Raw genomic sequence first — 15,946 nt, 5'->3', positions numbered from 1 at the left:
GCGTGCCGGCCGGGGAGACAGCGAACCCCGCACCCGACGAGCGGGTACGGGGTTCGGTGGTGTCTCTGCGGATCAGAGGGCCGACTCGATGAGCCGGACCAGCTCGCCCTTCGGCTTGGCGCCGGCGATCGACTGCACGGGCTGGCCGTTCTTGAAGACGGTGAGGGTCGGTACCGACATGACCCGGTAGGCCCGGGCGGTCTCCGGGTTCTCGTCGATGTTGAGCTTGACGATGGTGACCTGGTCGCCCATCTCGCCCGCGATCTCCTCGAGCAGCGGCGACACCTTGCGGCACGGCCCGCACCACTCGGCCCAGAAGTCCACCAGCACCGGCTTGTCGGCCTGCAGCACGTCAGCGACGAAACTCGCGTCCGTGACCGCCTTGGTATTTCCCACTATTGCCCTCCTCCGGGATGTGTTTCCTGTTTCAGCTGAGCGTCGCGATGAACCGCTCGGCGTCGAGCGCGGCGGCACAGCCGGTGCCGGCCGCGGTGATCGCCTGGCGGTAGGTGTGGTCGACCACGTCACCGGCGGCGAAGACACCGGGGACGTTCGTCCGCGTACCGGGGGCCTGGACCTTCACGTACCCCTCGTCGTCCAGCTCGACCTGGCCCTGGAACAGCTCACTGCGCGGGTCGTGACCGATGGCCACGAACACGCCTGTCACGTCCAGCACCTTGCTCTCGCCGGTGTGCACGTTGCGGACCCGGACGCCGGTGACCTTGCCGTCGGCCCCCAGGACCTCTTCGACTGTGCTGTTCCACTCGACCTTGATCTTCTCGTTGCTCAGCGCCCGGTCGGCCATGATCTTGCTGGCCCGGAACGAGTCACGCCTGTGGATGATTGTCACCGAGTCGGCGAAGCGGGTGAGGAAGCTGGCCTCCTCCATCGCCGAGTCACCGCCGCCGACGACCACGATGTGCTGGTTCCGGAAGAAGAAGCCGTCACAGGTGGCGCACGAGGAGACACCGTGGCCCAGGTACTCCTGCTCGCCCGGCACGCCCAGCGGACGCCAGGCCGAACCGGTGGAGAGGATGACGGAGCGGGCCCGGTAGGCGGTCTCGCCGACCCACACGGTGCTCACCGCGCCGGCGCCGGAGTCGCCGGTGTCGACGAGCTCGACCCGGGTCACGTCGTCGGTGAGGAACTCGGCGCCGAACCGCTCGGCCTGCTTGCGCATGTTGTCCATCAGCTCGGGGCCGAGGATGCCGTCGGCGAAGCCCGGGAAGTTCTCCACCTCGGTCGTGGTCATCAGCGCGCCACCGGACTGCACGCCCTCAATGATCAGCGGCTTCAGGTTGGCGCGCGCCGCATAGACCGCCGCCGTGTAACCGGCCGGGCCGGAGCCGATGATGATCAGGTTGCGGACCTCGTCCACTGCCGTCTCCCGAGTTGTGTGTGTTCGGCGTCGGCGCGCGCACCGATGCCGATCCGAGTGCCGACGCCTGGGGGGTGCCGGCAGCTGACTTCCAGAACGTCATCGTACGAAGCGGGGATTCCCGAGCCGGGCATCCGGTGGGTCAGGTCACGTGGAGGCTCATCGCACCGATGACCACGGATTCACCCTACCCGCGCCGAATACCGGCTGTCCGAGCCGGACCCGGGTACGCCACACTCGGGGCCGCTCACCCAGGCCCAGTGGGCCCCGGTCGGGTCGGTGAACCGGATGACAAGCGCCTGCTCGCCCTGGAACTGCGCGTAGTCGATCACTTCGACGATCAGCGGGGTCGAGCCGTGCTCCGCCGCCACGGCCGCCAGACAGGCGGTCAGCGCCGCCTCGCTGCTCAGTCGAGCCAGTTGGTCCGACCCGTCGGGGGCGGGCCGTCGGCCACCTTCGGCGTCCACCCCGGGCTGCTGCTGGGGGGCGCTGCTGGTGGTGCCGAGCAGCGGTGAGGGCCGGCTGGACGAGGCGCTGCCCAGCGCCTGACCGAGGGTCTGCGGGCTGTAGTCCGTTCCGCTGTGCAGTGCCGGCCCGGAGGTACGGGCCGCCCCGGCCGCTGCCACATCTCCGGGCGCACTCGCCGGACGGTCCATGGCACCGCTGTCCGTGGTGTTCGTCGACAGTTGGCGCAGGCCCAGGCCCAGGCCGACCGCGACGACGGCGACCGCCGCGACGGCCACCGGAGCGGCGGTCCGGGCCCAGCGGCGCTGCCGGCGACCCGGGCCGGTGGCTCTGCCGCGCCCCGACTCGCTAGGTGCGGAACTGCCGGGGCGACGGCCGCCCTGTGCGGGGACACCGACAGGCGTCGCGGGAGCGGCCGGCTCGGGCGAACCGGTGGCGCCGGTGAGCGTGACGGGTACGTCGGCCGGGGCGTCGGCCGGCGGGGCGTCCGCCGTGGCCAGCGCAGCGGCGATCCGTTCGGCGACGGCGGGGGGCAGCTCAGGGGAGGGCTCGGCCCAGCGGGCCAGCTCGGCGCGGACCTGCGTCACCGCGGGAGCCAGCAGGGCGTACGCCTCGGCCCAGGCCGGATCCGCGTCGACCAGCCGGGCGATCTCCGCCTGCTGTGGTGTGCCGTCCAACGCGCCGCCGAGGTAGTCAGCGAGCAGGTCGGTGTCGACCTCCCTGAACTCCTCGTTCGTCACGCGTCCTCCTGGTTGGCGTCCTGCCGGTACCGAACCGACCCCGATCCGACGCCCTCGGCAGGGCGCGGGTTCCCCGGCGTGACGCCGGGCACGTCCGCGATCCGGGCGGCCGGGGCGGGATGCGATGGCGTCGCCGGCCGCAGATGCCCGAGCAGCACCGCCATCCGGGCCCGACCTCTGGCGCACCGGCTCTTCACCGTCCCCTCGGCGACACCGAGGATGCGGGCCACCTCGGCCACCGGGTAGCCCTGCACGTCCACGAGCACCAGGGCGGCCCGCTGCTCGACCGGCAGCGCGGCGAGCGCCGCGCGGACGACAAGCGCGGTGTCGTGGTCCTGAGCGGGCGCGGCTGGCTCGACACCGCCGGTGCCCGATCCGTCGCCGGACCGGTTGCCGTCGGGCAGCGGCACTGTGGGGTGCGCCTGCCGGCGTCGGATCCGGTCCAGGCACGCGTTCACCACGATGCGGTGCAGCCACGTGGTGACGGCGGAGTCGCCGCGGAAGCGGCCGGCCGCCCGGTGTGCCGACAGCAGGGCGTCCTGGAGGGCGTCGGCGGCCTCCTCGCGGTCACCGAGCGTCCGCAGGGCCACCGCCCAGAGCCGGTCGCGGTGCCTGTGGAACAGCACGGTAAAGGCGTCCCGGTCGCCGGTGGCGTGGGCGCGCAGCAGCTCAAGATCCGTTGCCGTGTCGCGCCCGTCCATCACCACGTCCAGCGGATGCGGCGCCCGGATCGTGCTGCCCGGATCACGAACCCTGGACCGTAATCTCCTGCACGCCGAGCCGGAAGCCGTCCTCGTCGCCGATGGCCGGCAGCTCGGTGAACCAGAGCAGCAGATAGCGGTACTTCTGGTCGGCGTTGAAGCCGTTGAAGGTCATCGTGGTGCCGTCGTGCTCCTTGAGGACACCGATCTCGGTCTTGTAGTTCGCCACCATCTGCTTGTCGCCGTTGGAGGTCGCCGGGTAGCCGGCCGTGCCGGCGAGCAGCTTCGCGGTGGCGCCTCGACCGGACAGCACGGCCTGCACCGACTTCACCGTGTGCGGTGAACCCAGGTCCAGCCAGACACCCATGCCGGCCTTGAGGTTCCCGTACGTGGCGTTCGGGTAGCGGTCGGTTTCCCAACCCTTGTCGTTGTCACCGTCGATGATCTTGTTGGAGTCGCCGAGTTCGTCGCGCTTGCTGCTGTCCGGGTCGATGATCCGGATGTCCTGCACGCGGAGGTTGCGGACCGTGGCGGCGGCCGGGGTGGCGTCGCCGGCCGGAGCGCTGGCGGAGGGCGTGGCCCCGGCGGTGTCCTGCGGGTCCTTGTCCTTGCCGCCGAGCGCGCTGATCCCGATGAGCAGGCCGACCAGGGCGACCGCCAGCAGGCCGGCGATGCCGATGGCGACCTTGCGGCCACCGGCCGCGGCCAGCGGTGACGGCTCTTCCTCGGTGTCGGCGGCGAACCGCAGCGGCCCGCCGTTGTCGAGGTAGTGCTCCTCCTCGGCGGGCACGTCCAGCCTGGCCAACTCGGCCGCCAGCACGTCGGACGACGGCGGCGCGATCTCGGCGTCGAGCAGATCCATGGTGAGGTCGTCCAGGTATGCGGGCACCCCGGCCCGAACCTGGCGGGGTGCCGCGAGGGCACCGCCGGCGTCGCGGACCGCGTCCGGGATGGCGGCCCGACCGTGGCCGGCGGTGGCGCCGCGCAGCGGTGCCTCGGCGTGCGGCCAGTGCCCGGTCAGCGCGAAGTAGAGGACGCCGCCGACCGCCCGGATGTCACTCTCCTGGCTGTCGTCGCCGTCGGTGCGCGCGTCGGCCAGGACCACGCGGCCCTCGTCGCTGATCATGACGGTGCCGGGGTGGACGTTGCCGTGCACCATTCCGGTGGCGTGCACCGCGGCGAGCGCGCTCGCGACCGCGTTGCCGATCGCGGTGGCCCGCGCCGGGTCCAGCGGACCCTCGGCGGCCAGGTCGCGCAACGACTGCCCGTCCACCCACTCGCGGACCACGTACGCCCGCTCGGCCTCGTCGATCGCGTCGTAGACGCCGACCAGGTTGGGGTGGATGACCCGGCTGGCCGCGACGGCGGCCTGGAGCATCTCGGTGGCGGAGTCGCCACCCGGGTAGCGCAGCACCACCGCGACGGGGCGGCGCAGGATGACGTCGACCCCGCGCCAGACCAGCCGACCCGCGCTGTCGTTGTTGATGTGCTCGACCAGCTCGTAACGCTCGGCGAGGATTTCACCGGCCGTGGGAGCACCGAAGGTCATGACCGGCGGAGCGCTCTCGTCCGCCTCCTGACCCTCGCCGACCTGGGTCACCCGTCCTCCCTCGGTGATCGTGTCGATCGATGGACCCGCACTGCTGGGCATGTGGCTTCCCGCTCTGCCGTCGAAGGAACCGGCCAACCGGTGTCGACGCGCAGCGTCGGCGCCTGCCGTACCCGTCGAGAGCGACCTTACCCGGGTTGCCCGTCTCCCCGACATGTCATCTTCTTGCCGTACCCGGCGGGGTGCCGGGAGTCGGGGAAGTCGTCCGGTTACGACCGTTGTCAGCCACGTTGCTGGCACATGTACTAGCTCAATCTACGGCTTCACTGCAAGTGACCGACGTCGGGGCCGCGCCCGCGTGGCGCCCCCGCCAGCAGCCGCGTTCCCTCCGATCGGACAGGCACGCTCATCCGTACGGTTGGTTATCCACAGGCAGATCTGGTTCCTGACCGGCGAATCGCGGAGTTATCCACAGGTGCGTCCCCAGCCTGGTGATCCGTGGTCACGTTCCGTGTGGCCGGCACCTCTGGCCTGGAAAGCCCGCCGTCAGCGGCCGAGGCGGCGGCGGACCATGCCGACCACCTCGGTGATCTCGCCGATCCGCAGCACCATGGCGAGACCCAGATACGTCCCGACGATCACCGCGCCACCGATCACGAGCTGAACGATGGCCTGCAGTCGGGTCGGCGTGTCGTCGCCGGGCAGCAGCTTGACCACCAGCAGACCGATTAGCGCCGCGCCGAGCGCCGCGACCAGGACCCGACCGGCCGTACGCATGATCTCCCCGAGGCCGATACGCCCGACCCGGGGGCGCAGCAGCCAGGCGGAGCCGACCGCCGCCGCCACATAGGAGACCGCGTTGCCGATCATCATCCCGGCGCCCGCGAAGCTGGCGGAGAAGGCCACGAAGAGCACGACCTGCACGCCGATCCGCAGCGCCACCACCGGAATGTTGATCAGCGCGGGGGTGCGGGTGTCCGGCAGGGCGTAGAAGGCGAAGGTGAAGAGCTGGCTCACCGCGAACGGGACCAGCGCCAGCGCCGCCGCGAGCAGCACGACGGAGGTGGCGGTGGCGTTGTCGGCGTTGAACGCGCCGAACCGGAACAGTGTGAACGCGATCGGGGTGGCGAGGACGGCGTAGCAGACCGCGATCGGGGCGAGGACCGCCGTGACGGTGCGGGTGCCGCGCGACAGGTCGGCGGCGACGTCTGCGTACCGGCCGTCGGCGGCGGCGGCGCTCATCCGGGGCATCAGCGCGGTGATGATCGAGACGGCGATGATGCCGTGCGCGGTCATCAGCAGCAGGAAGACGTTGTTGTAGATCAGCGGGCCGGCGGCGTTCTCCTTGCCGGCCCGGTTCAGCAGGTTGAACAGCACGATGAGGCCGACCTGGCTCACGGCGACGTAGCAGATCATCCACGCCCCGAGCCGGCCCAGCTCGCGTAGGCCGAGCGCGCGGAAGTCGAAGCGCAGCTTCCAGCGGAAGCCGACCTTGCGCAGCGCCGGCAGCAGACCCGCCGCCTGGACCGCGACGCCGAGCAGGGTGCCACCGCCGATCAGCAGGATCCGTCCGGTGGTCATCTCCTCCGGACGGACGATCTCCGCGCCGAACACGGCGATGTAGAGACCCGCCGTTCCGATCACCACGAGGTTGTTGAGGATCGGCGCCCACATCGGGGCGGCGAAGTGCCCCCGGGTGTTGAGCACCGCGCTGATCAGCGCGCTCAACCCGGAGAAGAAGATCATCGGCAGCATGAGGCGGGCCAGCCCCGTGACCAGCTGCGAATAATCGCCATTCGACGGGCCGCTGCCGTAGAGCCAGGTAAGCGTCGAGGCGAAGGCGACCGCGAGCAGCGCCGCGACCCCCAGGGCGAGCACCGCGAGGGTGAGCAGCCGCTGGGCGTACGCCTGACCGCCGTCGACGTCGACCTTGCGGCGGCGCACCAGTACCGGGATCAGCACGCTTGTGAGCACGCCGCCGAGCAGGAACTCGTAGACCATCCCGGGCAGGATCTGTGCGGTGGTGTACGCGTCACCGACAAGCGCGCCGCCGAGCGCCGCCGCGATGACCAGGTTGCGCAGGAAGCCCGTACCCCGGCTGACCAGGCTGCCGACCGCCATCACCGCGCTGTTGGCGGCGGCGCTCGCCTCGCCCACCTGCTCCTGTGGCGGGGCTGTCGACTCCATGGCCGGCTGGTTGAGTGGCTCGGCGGAAATGAACGTGGCGCCGTCGGAGGGGCGGACGTCGGCTCCCGCACCGCCGTCCTGCGCGGCGTTCGCGCTGCGGTAGAGCCCGCCGCTCATCTCCAGCCTCCCAGGGGTACGTCGAGCCGGGCACCGACCCGCACGTCACAGACCATAGTCAACCCCTGCCCGTTACCCACGCCCGGCGGATCGGATCACACCTCGGCCCGATAAGCTGGCGATCCCATGTCCGAAGCCTCCGCTCCTCACGCCGCCGACCGCCGCGAACTCACCGCCGCGCAGCGCAACGCCGTCGCCGAACTGCTCCGGGTCTCCCCGGTCGCCGACGAGTTGGGCCGCCGCTTCGTCCGCGCCGGTCACGAGCTGCACCTGGTGGGCGGTTCGGTGCGAGACGCCCTGCTCGGCCGGCTCGGCGACGACCTGGACTTCTGCACCGACGCGCACCCCGACGAGACGCTGCGGATCATCAAGGGCTGGGCCGAGTCGATCTGGGAGACCGGCCGGGAGTTCGGCACCATCGGCCTCCAGCGCGACGGCCTGCGGCTGGAGATCACCACCTTCCGCGCCGAGTCGTACGACCAGGTCAGTCGCAACCCGGTGGTGGTGTACGGCACCAGCCTCGACGAGGACCTGAAGCGGCGGGACTTCACCATCAACGCGATGGCCGTCAGCCTGCCGGAGCACCGCTTCACCGATCCGCACGGTGGGCTGGACGACCTCTCGGCAAAGATCATCCGTACTCCGAGCACCCCGGGTGAGTCGTTCGGCGACGACCCCCTGCGGATGCTGCGGGCGGCCCGGTTCGCCGCCCAGCTGCGCTTCGCCGTGCACCCGGACGTGCGCACGGCGATGACCGAGATGGCCGCCGACCTGGACCGGATCACGGCCGAGCGGGTGCGGGACGAGTTCACCAAGCTGCTCTGTGGCACCGACCCGATCACCGGGCTGCGGCTGCTTGTCGACACCGGGCTGGCCGAGCGGTTCCTGCCGGAGCTGACCGGCCTGAAGCTGGAGATCGACGAGCACGCCCAGCACAAGGACGTCTACGAGCACACGCTCACAGTCGTCGAGAACGCGGTCTCCTTCGAGGAGGAGGGCTGCGATTTCATCCTGCGGATGGCCGCCCTCATGCACGACGTGGGCAAGCCGGCGACCAAGGCCGTCGGCTCCGACGGTCGGGTCAGCTTCCACCACCACGAGGTGGTCGGCGCCCGGCTGACGAAGGCCCGGATGAAGGCGATGCGCTACCCCAAGGAGATCACCGCGAAGGTGACCGCTCTGGTGGCGCTGCACCTGCGCTTCTACGGGTACGGGCGGGGCGAGTGGACCGACTCGGCGGTGCGCCGCTACGTCGCCGACGCCGGTGACCTGCTGCCCCGGCTGCACAAGCTGACCCGCTCGGACTGCACCACCCGCAACCGTCGCAAGGCCGCCCAGCTCGCCGCCGACTACGACGCGCTGGAGGATCGGATCGCCCGGATCGCCGCCGAGGAGGACCTGGCCCGGGTCCGCCCGGACCTGGACGGCAACGCGATCATGGAGCTGCTCGGCGTGCCGCCGGGGCCTGTGGTGGGGCGTGCCTGGAAGCACCTCAAGGAGCAGCGTCTGGAGCACGGCCCGCTGGATCGCGACGCCGCCGAGGCCGAGCTGCTGCGCTGGGCCCGCGCCGAGGGCCTGATCACGTAACCCGCCGGGTTGGTCGCCGACACCGCCACGCGGGTCGGCGACCAACCACGAGCAGGACCACCTAGTTGTACGCCTCGGCCGTCACCGTGACGGCACGGGCCAGGTTCGGCCGTGCCGGCCAGGAGATCCGCACCTGACGCGTCTCTCCCGGCAGGAGCCAGAAGTAGTTGTCGTCGTACCGCGCCGGCAGGACTCGGTTGCCCCGCTTGTCGCGGACAGCCAGCCGGACCAGCGCGGCGACCGCGCGCCCCTGGTTCCGGACCGTCGTGGTGACCGTGGAACGGCCGTTCACCACGCGGACGACACCTGTCGTCGTCGACAGGCGGGCCCTGGGCAGGTCGTTGAGCGCCCGCATCTGCTCGGCCTGGTCGTAGCGCCAGTAGGTGTTCTCCGTGAGCAGTCGGTCGCGGTCGTCGCGCAGTTCCAACCGGACCAGGTGCAGCCCGCCGCCGTCCGGTGCGGCGAGGGGGAACACGGCAGTCGTCGACGAGCGCGCGACGTCCACCTTCTGACGCTGCGGCGTGCCCAGAGCGCGGCCGTTCAGGTCGTAACGCCGGGCGGTGACCGTGACACCGGTGAGCGCCGCAGTGGTGTGGTTGACCACCCGCACCTGCCAGGTGCCCGGGTCTGCCTGGACGTGCAGCGGCTCGCAGCCCTTGCGGGCACCGTAGTAGGCGCCGTTCACGTCGAGGTCGTAGTCGTACGTCTGCCAGACCGTGCTGTGCCAGGCCGGGTGCGACATCCACAGCAGCAAGCCGGTGGCGTCCTGCCAGAGGTTGGCGTTCCACGCCTCGAACATGGCGCGGTGGCTCTCGTAGTTGACGAACTGCGCCCGGGCGGCGAAGTCGTCGAGCGAGTCGGACTCGCCGAGCCGCGCGTCGATCGCGGCCTGGTACGTGCCGACGCGCTGGTTACCGATCGTCGACCAGTCGTGGTAGTTCCACACCTCGCTGATCGGCCACTGCGGGGCGTCGCCGACGAGGTTGCGCATGCTCTCGACCACCGGGATCACCGGCATGCCGATCTCGGTGTGGAAGCCGAAGGCGCCGGTGTCGTACGTGTTCCGGTTGTTGTACGTGCCCGGTTCCACCCAGTGGTACGGGCCGTGGCCGCTGACGATGCCGCCGGCGGAGTTGGGGATGTAGAGGATCTCGGGGTGCTCGGTGGCGGCGGCGTGCTTGAGCCCGGCGTCGACGATCGGCGGCGGGTCGCCCTCGTTGGCGCCGCACCAGACCACGATGCTGGGGTGGTGCCGGAACCGGCGGATGGTGTCGGCGGCGATGTCCACGTAGCCGGGCGGGTTGGGCAGGAACTGCCCGGCCTGCCAGAAGTCGTTCCACACCAGGATGCCCTGCTCGTCGCAGGCCTGGTACAGCTCCTCGCGGTTGCTGCTGCCGAGCCAGTTGCGGATCATCGTGAAGTTCATGTCGCGGTGCATCTCGACCGTGTCGGCCAGCCGGTCGGGCAGCACCCGGCGCAGCAGCTCGTCCCAGCCCCAGTTGCCGCCCCGGGCGAACACCGGCACACCGTTCACGCTGATCTTGAGCTGGGTGATGGCGTTGCTGACCGCCTTGACGTCGGTCCACCGCTGCCCGTCGTCGGAGACCTGGATGACGAAGTCGCGGGCGTACGCCTGCTCCCAGACGATGGTGACCTGGTCGAAGGCGACCGGCGAGCCGAGGTCGACCTGGATCCACTGGTTGTCCTCGAATTTCGACGACCAGCGGGTCCTCGGGTTGCCGTCGACGGCGCGCTCCGGGCCGTTCGAGTCGCCGTCGGAGGACGAGGCGGTGGCGGTCCTGCCCAAGGCCAGGTCGACGGTCGGTTCGGCCTGGCGTTGCACCGAGAGCGTCCACATGGACACGCCCCACGAGGTCACCCGGGCGCCGGTCTGGATGCGCAGGTGCCTGGCGGTCTGGCTCGGGAACGTCTCGACCTGGGTGGCGCGACTGCCGAGCGGGGTGTCGTTGCTCACCGACTTCACGTCGGTCCAGGCGCCGCCGTCGGTGGAGACCTGGACGCGGTAGTCGAGGGCGTACGCCTGCTCCCACGAGATGGTGACCCGGTCGAAGTCGACGGCCGCGCCGAGGTCGACCTGGATCCACTGGTTGTCCTCGGCCTGGGAGGCCCAGCGCGTCGTCGGGTCACCGTCGACGGCCTTGGCGGCCACGTTCGTGTCGTTCTCCGTCGAGGAGGCGGTCGCCTCCCGGCGCAGCGCGAGATCTGGGCCGGTGCCGTCGGCCACCGACAGCGAGAACATCGAGATGCCCCACCCGGTGGCACGCTGACCGGCCTGGATGCGGACGTGCCGGGCGTGCTGCCGGTCGAAGGTGACCGTCTGGGTGGCGGCGCCGTCGACGAACTCCAGGGGCGGCTTGCCGGGCGGCGATATGACGATCGGCTGGTGCCAGTCGTAGTCGAACTCGCGGATGCCGAAGCGGAGCTGCCGCCGGTCGCTGACCGAGCGCTTGACGGTGGCGGTGAGCGACAGGTCGTACAGGTGCGGGTCGCCGTAGCCGTTTGGCCACCACAGCCGGGGGTTGCGCAGGCGCAGCGCACCGAATCGGTCCGGTGCGAAGGTGACGGTCGTGTCGCCGCCGGCGGGGACGGTGACCGTGGACTCGACGCGTACCTTGTCGAACTCGGCGCGGACGGTGACAGTGGTCGCGGTTGCCGCCGCGTTGCGCACCGGCACCCTGATGGTGACCTCGGCCGTGCCGGTGCCCGGCAGGTCGGGCAGCGTGGTCTGGACGTGCGGGTCGCCGACGACCACAGCGCCGGTGCTGCGCAGCCGGACGTGGTCCCACAGACCGGTGACCCGGTCCCGGACGGCGGGCATCCAGTCCCAGCCGGACACCGCCAGGTAGGTCGGCGCGTCCAGGTAGTGGTGGGCCGACTGGAGGAAGGTACGGCCGTCGGTGCCCTTGTCGCCGGGGGTGCCGGGGTGGGGCATCGGGGTGACATGGACGGCGAGGACGTGCTCGCGGTGACCGGCCAGGGCGTCGGTGATGTCGAAGGCCGCCCGTGCGAACGGGTGCGCGACGCTGCCGACCCGCACGCCGTTGACCCAGGCGGTGGCCTCGTGGTTGATGCCGTCGAACTCCAACCAGATCCGGCGACCGGCCGACATGTCGAGGCCGCGCGGCAGGCGCAGCGCACGCCGGTACCACCAGGTGTGCCGGGACAGCGCCTCCGGGATGCGCATGTTGTTGAAGCCGGCGACGGGGTCGGGCAGGTGGCCCTGGTCGACGAGGGTGCCCAGCACGGTGCCGGGCACCGTCGCCGGCAGCCAGGACCGCACGTCCACGCCGGCGCGGGAGAGCTCGGCGCCGTCGGCGGTGCCAGCGAAGTCGTCAATCGTCAGCGACCAGCCAGACTCCAGCGGGACCGTGCCGTCGGCGGCCACCTTCAGCTCGGGCACCGGCCCGGTGTTGCCGCGTTCCCAACTGGTCCAGCCCTCGGCCGCCGGGCGGCCCGAGAGGGCGACGCCGTACACCTGGAAGCCGTTGAGGCCGACCGGGTTGCTGTTCGAGCGCTTGGTGGAGGTCATCCGGATCCAGCGCGCGGTCACCGGTTCGGCAAGCTTGATGGCCTGGGTGCCGCCCTGGCCCTCGCTGGTTTCGTACACCGACCGCCACTCGCGGCCGTCGGTGGAGACCTCGATCCGGTACGCCGTCGCGGCGCTGGAAAGGATCTCGTCGCCGTCGGTGTCGGTGTAGTTGCCATCGAACGGGCCGTCGCTGAGCGTGGCCTCGAAGACCAGGGTGACCGCCTCGATCCGGCACAGCGTCTGCAGGTCCACCGAGATCCACTGAGGATCGCCGGGGGCGGCCCGCCAGCCACTGCCACGCACGCCGACCTGCGGCAGACCATCCACGGCGAACGTGCCGGGCGTCGGCGCGTAGTCCGTCGAGGAGACCGCCACCGGGCGGTACCGGGCGAGGTCGGCGGCCGGCTGGGGCGCGGGCGCGGCGAGAGCGGCGTCCGGTAGGGCAGCGGTCACGCCGACCGACGCGAGCAGCGTGGCTCCGGCGGAGAGGAAGGTTCGCCGTGAGATGGGGGATTGCTCGGGCATCGCGCCTCCAGAGATGACAACGTTGTCAGATCTTGGCGGGATGTTTCACGGGAGTCAAGGGCTCGCGTCAGTCGTGATCAGTCCGAACCGGAATCGAACGAAGCCACCCCGTACGCCGACGGGCGCCACCCCCGAGCAGGGAGTGACGCCCGTCGGCGTACCGCGGTCAGCGCGTCTCGACTGCCGTCCCGTCCACGGAGACCGCGCCCTTGCCTGTCGACGTGCCGTTGCCCGGAGTGGACGCCGAGCCCAGCCGTGCCAGCAGGCCGGCCAGGTCGATGCCGGTCAGGTCGCTGCCGAGCTGAAGCCCCTGGGCGACGTTGCCGGCCACCGACTTCGTCAGCGACGACGCGCCATCGGTGGAGATGACAGTCATCTTGTCGATCGCCCCGATCGGAGCGCTCGCCGCCTCGACCACCTGCGGCAGCACCTTGACCAGCAGGTCCAGCACCGCAGCCTCTCCGTACGCCGCGAACGCCTCGGCCTTGCGGGCCATCGCGTCGGCCTCGGCCTCACCCTTCGCCAGGATCGCCGCCGCCTCGGCCGTACCCTCGCGCTCGACCGCCTCGGCGATCGCGGAGCGCCGCCGCTGCTCTGCCTCACCCTCCTTGGCGCCCTCGATCGCGTTCGCCTCGGCAAGCGCCGCCCGCCGGGCCCGCTCGCCCTCACCTGTGAGCCGCGCCTGCTCGGCTTCGGCCTGGGCGGCGGCGATGGTGGCCTGCCGCCGCGCATCGGCGTTCAGCACCGCCGCGTTGCGGGCCGCCTCGGCCTCCTGCTCCACCTTGTACCGGGCGGCGTCGGCCGGCTTGCGCACCTCGGTGTCCAGTTGGCGCTGCTTGAGCTCGGCGTTGCGCTCGGCAACCTTCTGCTGCTCGGAGAGGATCGCCTGGTCCCGTTCCGCCTGGGCGAGCGGGCCGGCCGCTGCGGACTTGGCCTTCGCCGCGTCGATCTCGGCCTGGATGCCGGCCTGCTTCAGAGCCAGGTTCCGGTTCGCCTCCGCGATGGCCTCCTCGGCGAGCAGCCGCTCCTGCTCGGCCTGCTGCCGGGCCCGCGCCTCGGCGATCGCCGCGTCCTTGAGCACCCGGGCCGCCTCGGGCCGCCCCAGATCCTGCAGGTACGAGCCCTCGGCGAGGATGTCCTGGAGCTGGAAGGTGTCCAGCACCAGACCCTGGTTGGTCATCGAGTGCTCGGCCTCCTCGGCCACGGCGCTGGCGAACGCCGCCCGGTCCCGGATGACCTCCTCGACGGTGAGCCGGCCGACGATCGAGCGCAGCGCGCCGGCCAGCACCTCCCGGGTGAAGTTGTCGATCTCGGCCTGCTGGTGCAGGAACCGCTGGGCCGCCGCCCGGATCGCGTCCTCGGTGCCGCCGACCTTGACGATCGCCACGCCGTGCAGGTCGGCGCGGATGCCCTGCTTGCTGACCGCGCCCCGGATGCCGACGTCGATCCGGCGGCTGGACAGGTCGAGCGACTGGAGCTTCTGCACCACCGGGAGCACGAAGACCGAGGCGCCCAGCACCACCTTCTGCCCGGAGTTGTCGGTCGACCGGGCGCCGTCGGCGGTCTGCGTGGTGCGGCCCTTGCGGCCGGTGACGATGAACGCCTCGTTCGGCCCGGCGACCTTGATCCGGGAGAGAACGAAGAACACCAGGATGAGCGCGAGGAGAACCGCGCCGCCGACAGCTATCAACAGGGGCATGGAGGGGAAGTCCCGTCTGCGAGGAGGTGATCAGTAGGTTTCGACGTGCACGCTTGTCTCGCTGAGCGCCTGCACGACGAAGATCTGCGCGCCGATCGGGATCGGCTGGTCGGCGCGGGCGTTGAGTTTGACCGGCTGGCCGGCCACGCGTACCCGGACCTCGCCGTACCCGTTCACCGGCACCGGGGTCACGACCAGGCCGAGCGCGCCGACCAGATCGTCCCGGGTGGGCGTGGGGTCCGTGCGCATGTTGCGCGCCGCCCGACTGAGCCGCGACGCCAACCACGCCGTGGGCACGGCCGCGAGCAGGCCGCCGGCCGCCGCGCCCGCGATCAGCGCGGGGGTACGCGCGCCGAGCATCTCGTTGACGATCGCCCCGCCGAAACCGAACGCGCCGGCGAACCCCGCGACCGTCTCGGTGGAGATGGGCCCGTCCACGTCGGCGTGCCCGAAGTGCAGCAGCTCGCTGCCGAGCAGGGCGAGTGCCAGCACCCCGACACCCGCCCCACCGATGATGAGAAAGATGAGCGTCCCCGTGGCCACGACCCGCACGGTATCGACGTCACGCAAAGGCGGCGACCGGCCGAACGGCTCAGCCTCGCCGCGCGGGACAATGTCGGGATGAGGTGGACTGTGCTCGACTCGCCGATCGGAGAGTTCTCCGTCGGCACCGACGCGGAGGGCGTCCGTGCGGCGCACTTCGGCAGGGTGGAGTCGGCGGCCGACGAGCCCGGTGACGACGCCTCCCGGCAGGCCGTATCCGAGCTGCGGGCGTACTTCGTCGGTGAGCTGACCGCGTTCACCGTGCCCGTGTCGGCGCCGGGCGGCTCCGAGTTCGAACGGGCGGTGTGGCGGGAGATGACCCACATCCCGTACGGCGAGACGCTTACCTACGGCGAGGTGGCACGCCTGGTCGGCGATCCCGGTGCGGCGCGGGCGGTGGGCGTGGCCTGCAACCGCAACCCGATCCCGGTGCTCGTGCCCTGTCACCGGATCGTCGGCGCGGGCGGCAAGCTTGTCGGTTTCGGCGGGGGTCTGCCCCGCAAGGTCAAGCTGTTGGAGTTGGAGGCCGGGGTCGCGCTGCGACACGCCTGGTCCTGACCGTGGTTGACGTGCCACCGGAGGAGCTAAACAAAAGTGGTATGGCCTTCACCCTGACGCTCAAGCCTGAAGTCGAACAGCGCCTCAAGGAGCTTGCCGAGGCCGAGCAGCGGTCCATGCACAAGACCGTCGAGGTGGCGATGCGGATCTACCTCGTCCGCTCTGGCGTGACGCTGAACATGCCCGCGAAGGAGCGGATGGCGTTGACCGACGCGCTGGTCAGCGGTGAGGTCGACTCGGTCGACGAGTTGGCGCTGCGGCTGTCGCCGTACCTGGAGATGGCGGGCTGAACGTGGCGAGGGCCGGGTCCATGCGGACCCGGCCCTCGACGGTGCTGCTGGTGTTTC

Annotated in this window: 12 protein-coding genes; 3 read left to right on the top strand and 9 right to left on the bottom strand. The window is 71.2% G+C overall.

The features are described from left to right. Positions 1-72: 72 nt before the first annotated feature. From trxA to murJ, 6 genes are all read right to left on the bottom strand, one after another. Positions 73-396, bottom strand: coding sequence for a thioredoxin (gene trxA, locus OOJ91_RS21215; protein ID WP_007453873.1), 324 nt, complete (start codon positions 394-396; stop codon positions 73-75). A 31-nt stretch (positions 397-427) separates the two neighbouring features. Next, positions 428-1,378, bottom strand: a complete 951-nt coding sequence (gene trxB, locus OOJ91_RS21210) for a thioredoxin-disulfide reductase (protein ID WP_266247499.1) — start codon at positions 1,376-1,378, stop codon at positions 428-430. Between the two features lie 182 nt (positions 1,379-1,560). Further along, a complete protein-coding gene (locus OOJ91_RS21205; protein ID WP_266247496.1) occupies positions 1,561-2,583 on the bottom strand; it encodes a hypothetical protein in 1,023 nt (340 codons plus the stop codon). Continuing rightward, on the bottom strand, positions 2,580-3,284 hold the full coding sequence (sigM, locus tag OOJ91_RS21200) for an RNA polymerase sigma factor SigM (RefSeq protein WP_266247493.1): 705 nt from the start codon (positions 3,282-3,284) through the stop codon (positions 2,580-2,582). The genes OOJ91_RS21205 and sigM overlap by 4 nt, the downstream gene beginning before the upstream one ends. Positions 3,285-3,327: 43 nt before the next feature. Further along, positions 3,328-4,935: a protein kinase family protein gene (locus tag OOJ91_RS21195; RefSeq protein WP_266247488.1), complete on the bottom strand. Its 1,608-nt coding sequence runs from the start codon at positions 4,933-4,935 to the stop codon at positions 3,328-3,330. Between the two features lie 444 nt (positions 4,936-5,379). Continuing rightward, entirely contained in the window at positions 5,380-7,137 is a 1,758-nt protein-coding gene (murJ, locus tag OOJ91_RS21190) for a murein biosynthesis integral membrane protein MurJ (RefSeq protein WP_266247486.1), read from the bottom strand. Positions 7,138-7,263: 126 nt separating this feature from the next. Here murJ and OOJ91_RS21185 point away from each other — a divergent pair, with 126 nt between their 5' ends. Then, positions 7,264-8,724: a CCA tRNA nucleotidyltransferase gene (locus tag OOJ91_RS21185; protein ID WP_266247483.1), complete on the top strand. Its 1,461-nt coding sequence runs from the start codon at positions 7,264-7,266 to the stop codon at positions 8,722-8,724. 61 nt (positions 8,725-8,785) lie between these two features. On the opposite strand, the gene OOJ91_RS21180 is transcribed toward OOJ91_RS21185, so the two are convergent. The 3 genes from OOJ91_RS21180 to OOJ91_RS21170 all read right to left on the bottom strand — a co-directional run bounded on the left by OOJ91_RS21180 (position 8,786) and on the right by OOJ91_RS21170 (position 15,050). After that, a complete protein-coding gene (locus OOJ91_RS21180) occupies positions 8,786-12,799 on the bottom strand; it encodes a discoidin domain-containing protein (protein ID WP_266247480.1) in 4,014 nt (1,337 codons plus the stop codon). Positions 12,800-12,965: 166 nt separating this feature from the next. Further along, positions 12,966-14,498 (bottom strand): flotillin family protein, encoded by a 1,533-nt coding sequence (locus OOJ91_RS21175; protein ID WP_266247478.1) that lies wholly within the window; start codon positions 14,496-14,498, stop codon positions 12,966-12,968. A 30-nt stretch (positions 14,499-14,528) separates the two neighbouring features. Continuing rightward, entirely contained in the window at positions 14,529-15,050 is a 522-nt protein-coding gene (locus OOJ91_RS21170; protein ID WP_266247476.1) for a hypothetical protein, read from the bottom strand. Between the two features lie 69 nt (positions 15,051-15,119). Between OOJ91_RS21170 and OOJ91_RS21165 the strand changes: the two genes are divergently transcribed. Together OOJ91_RS21165 and OOJ91_RS21160 are read left to right on the top strand one after the other, a co-directional pair. Then, a complete protein-coding gene (locus OOJ91_RS21165) occupies positions 15,120-15,599 on the top strand; it encodes a methylated-DNA--[protein]-cysteine S-methyltransferase (RefSeq protein WP_266247474.1) in 480 nt (159 codons plus the stop codon). 41 nt (positions 15,600-15,640) lie between these two features. Beyond that, entirely contained in the window at positions 15,641-15,889 is a 249-nt protein-coding gene (locus OOJ91_RS21160) for a hypothetical protein (RefSeq protein WP_266247472.1), read from the top strand. Positions 15,890-15,946 lie beyond the last annotated feature (57 nt).

The organism is Micromonospora lupini, from assembly GCF_026342015.1.
Lineage (GTDB): Bacteria > Actinomycetota > Actinomycetes > Mycobacteriales > Micromonosporaceae > Micromonospora > Micromonospora lupini_B.
The sequence above is the reverse complement of the archived record's forward strand: the minus strand, read 5'-3'. Positions and strand labels throughout refer to the sequence as shown.

Bases quoted from the DNA above. Each gene is read 5' to 3' on its own strand.
- sigM (WP_266247493.1), bottom strand. From the start codon at position 3,284: ATGGACGGGCGCGACACGGCAACGGATCTTGAGCTGCTGCGCGCCCAC.
- OOJ91_RS21195 (WP_266247488.1), bottom strand. From the start codon at position 4,935: ATGCCCAGCAGTGCGGGTCCATCGATCGACACGATCACCGAGGGAGGA.
- murJ (WP_266247486.1), bottom strand. From the start codon at position 7,137: ATGAGCGGCGGGCTCTACCGCAGCGCGAACGCCGCGCAGGACGGCGGT.
- OOJ91_RS21185 (WP_266247483.1), top strand. From the start codon at position 7,264: ATGTCCGAAGCCTCCGCTCCTCACGCCGCCGACCGCCGCGAACTCACC.
- OOJ91_RS21180 (WP_266247480.1), bottom strand. From the start codon at position 12,799: ATGCCCGAGCAATCCCCCATCTCACGGCGAACCTTCCTCTCCGCCGGA.
- OOJ91_RS21175 (WP_266247478.1), bottom strand. From the start codon at position 14,498: ATGCCCCTGTTGATAGCTGTCGGCGGCGCGGTTCTCCTCGCGCTCATC.
- OOJ91_RS21165 (WP_266247474.1), top strand. From the start codon at position 15,120: ATGAGGTGGACTGTGCTCGACTCGCCGATCGGAGAGTTCTCCGTCGGC.
- OOJ91_RS21160 (WP_266247472.1), top strand. From the start codon at position 15,641: ATGGCCTTCACCCTGACGCTCAAGCCTGAAGTCGAACAGCGCCTCAAG.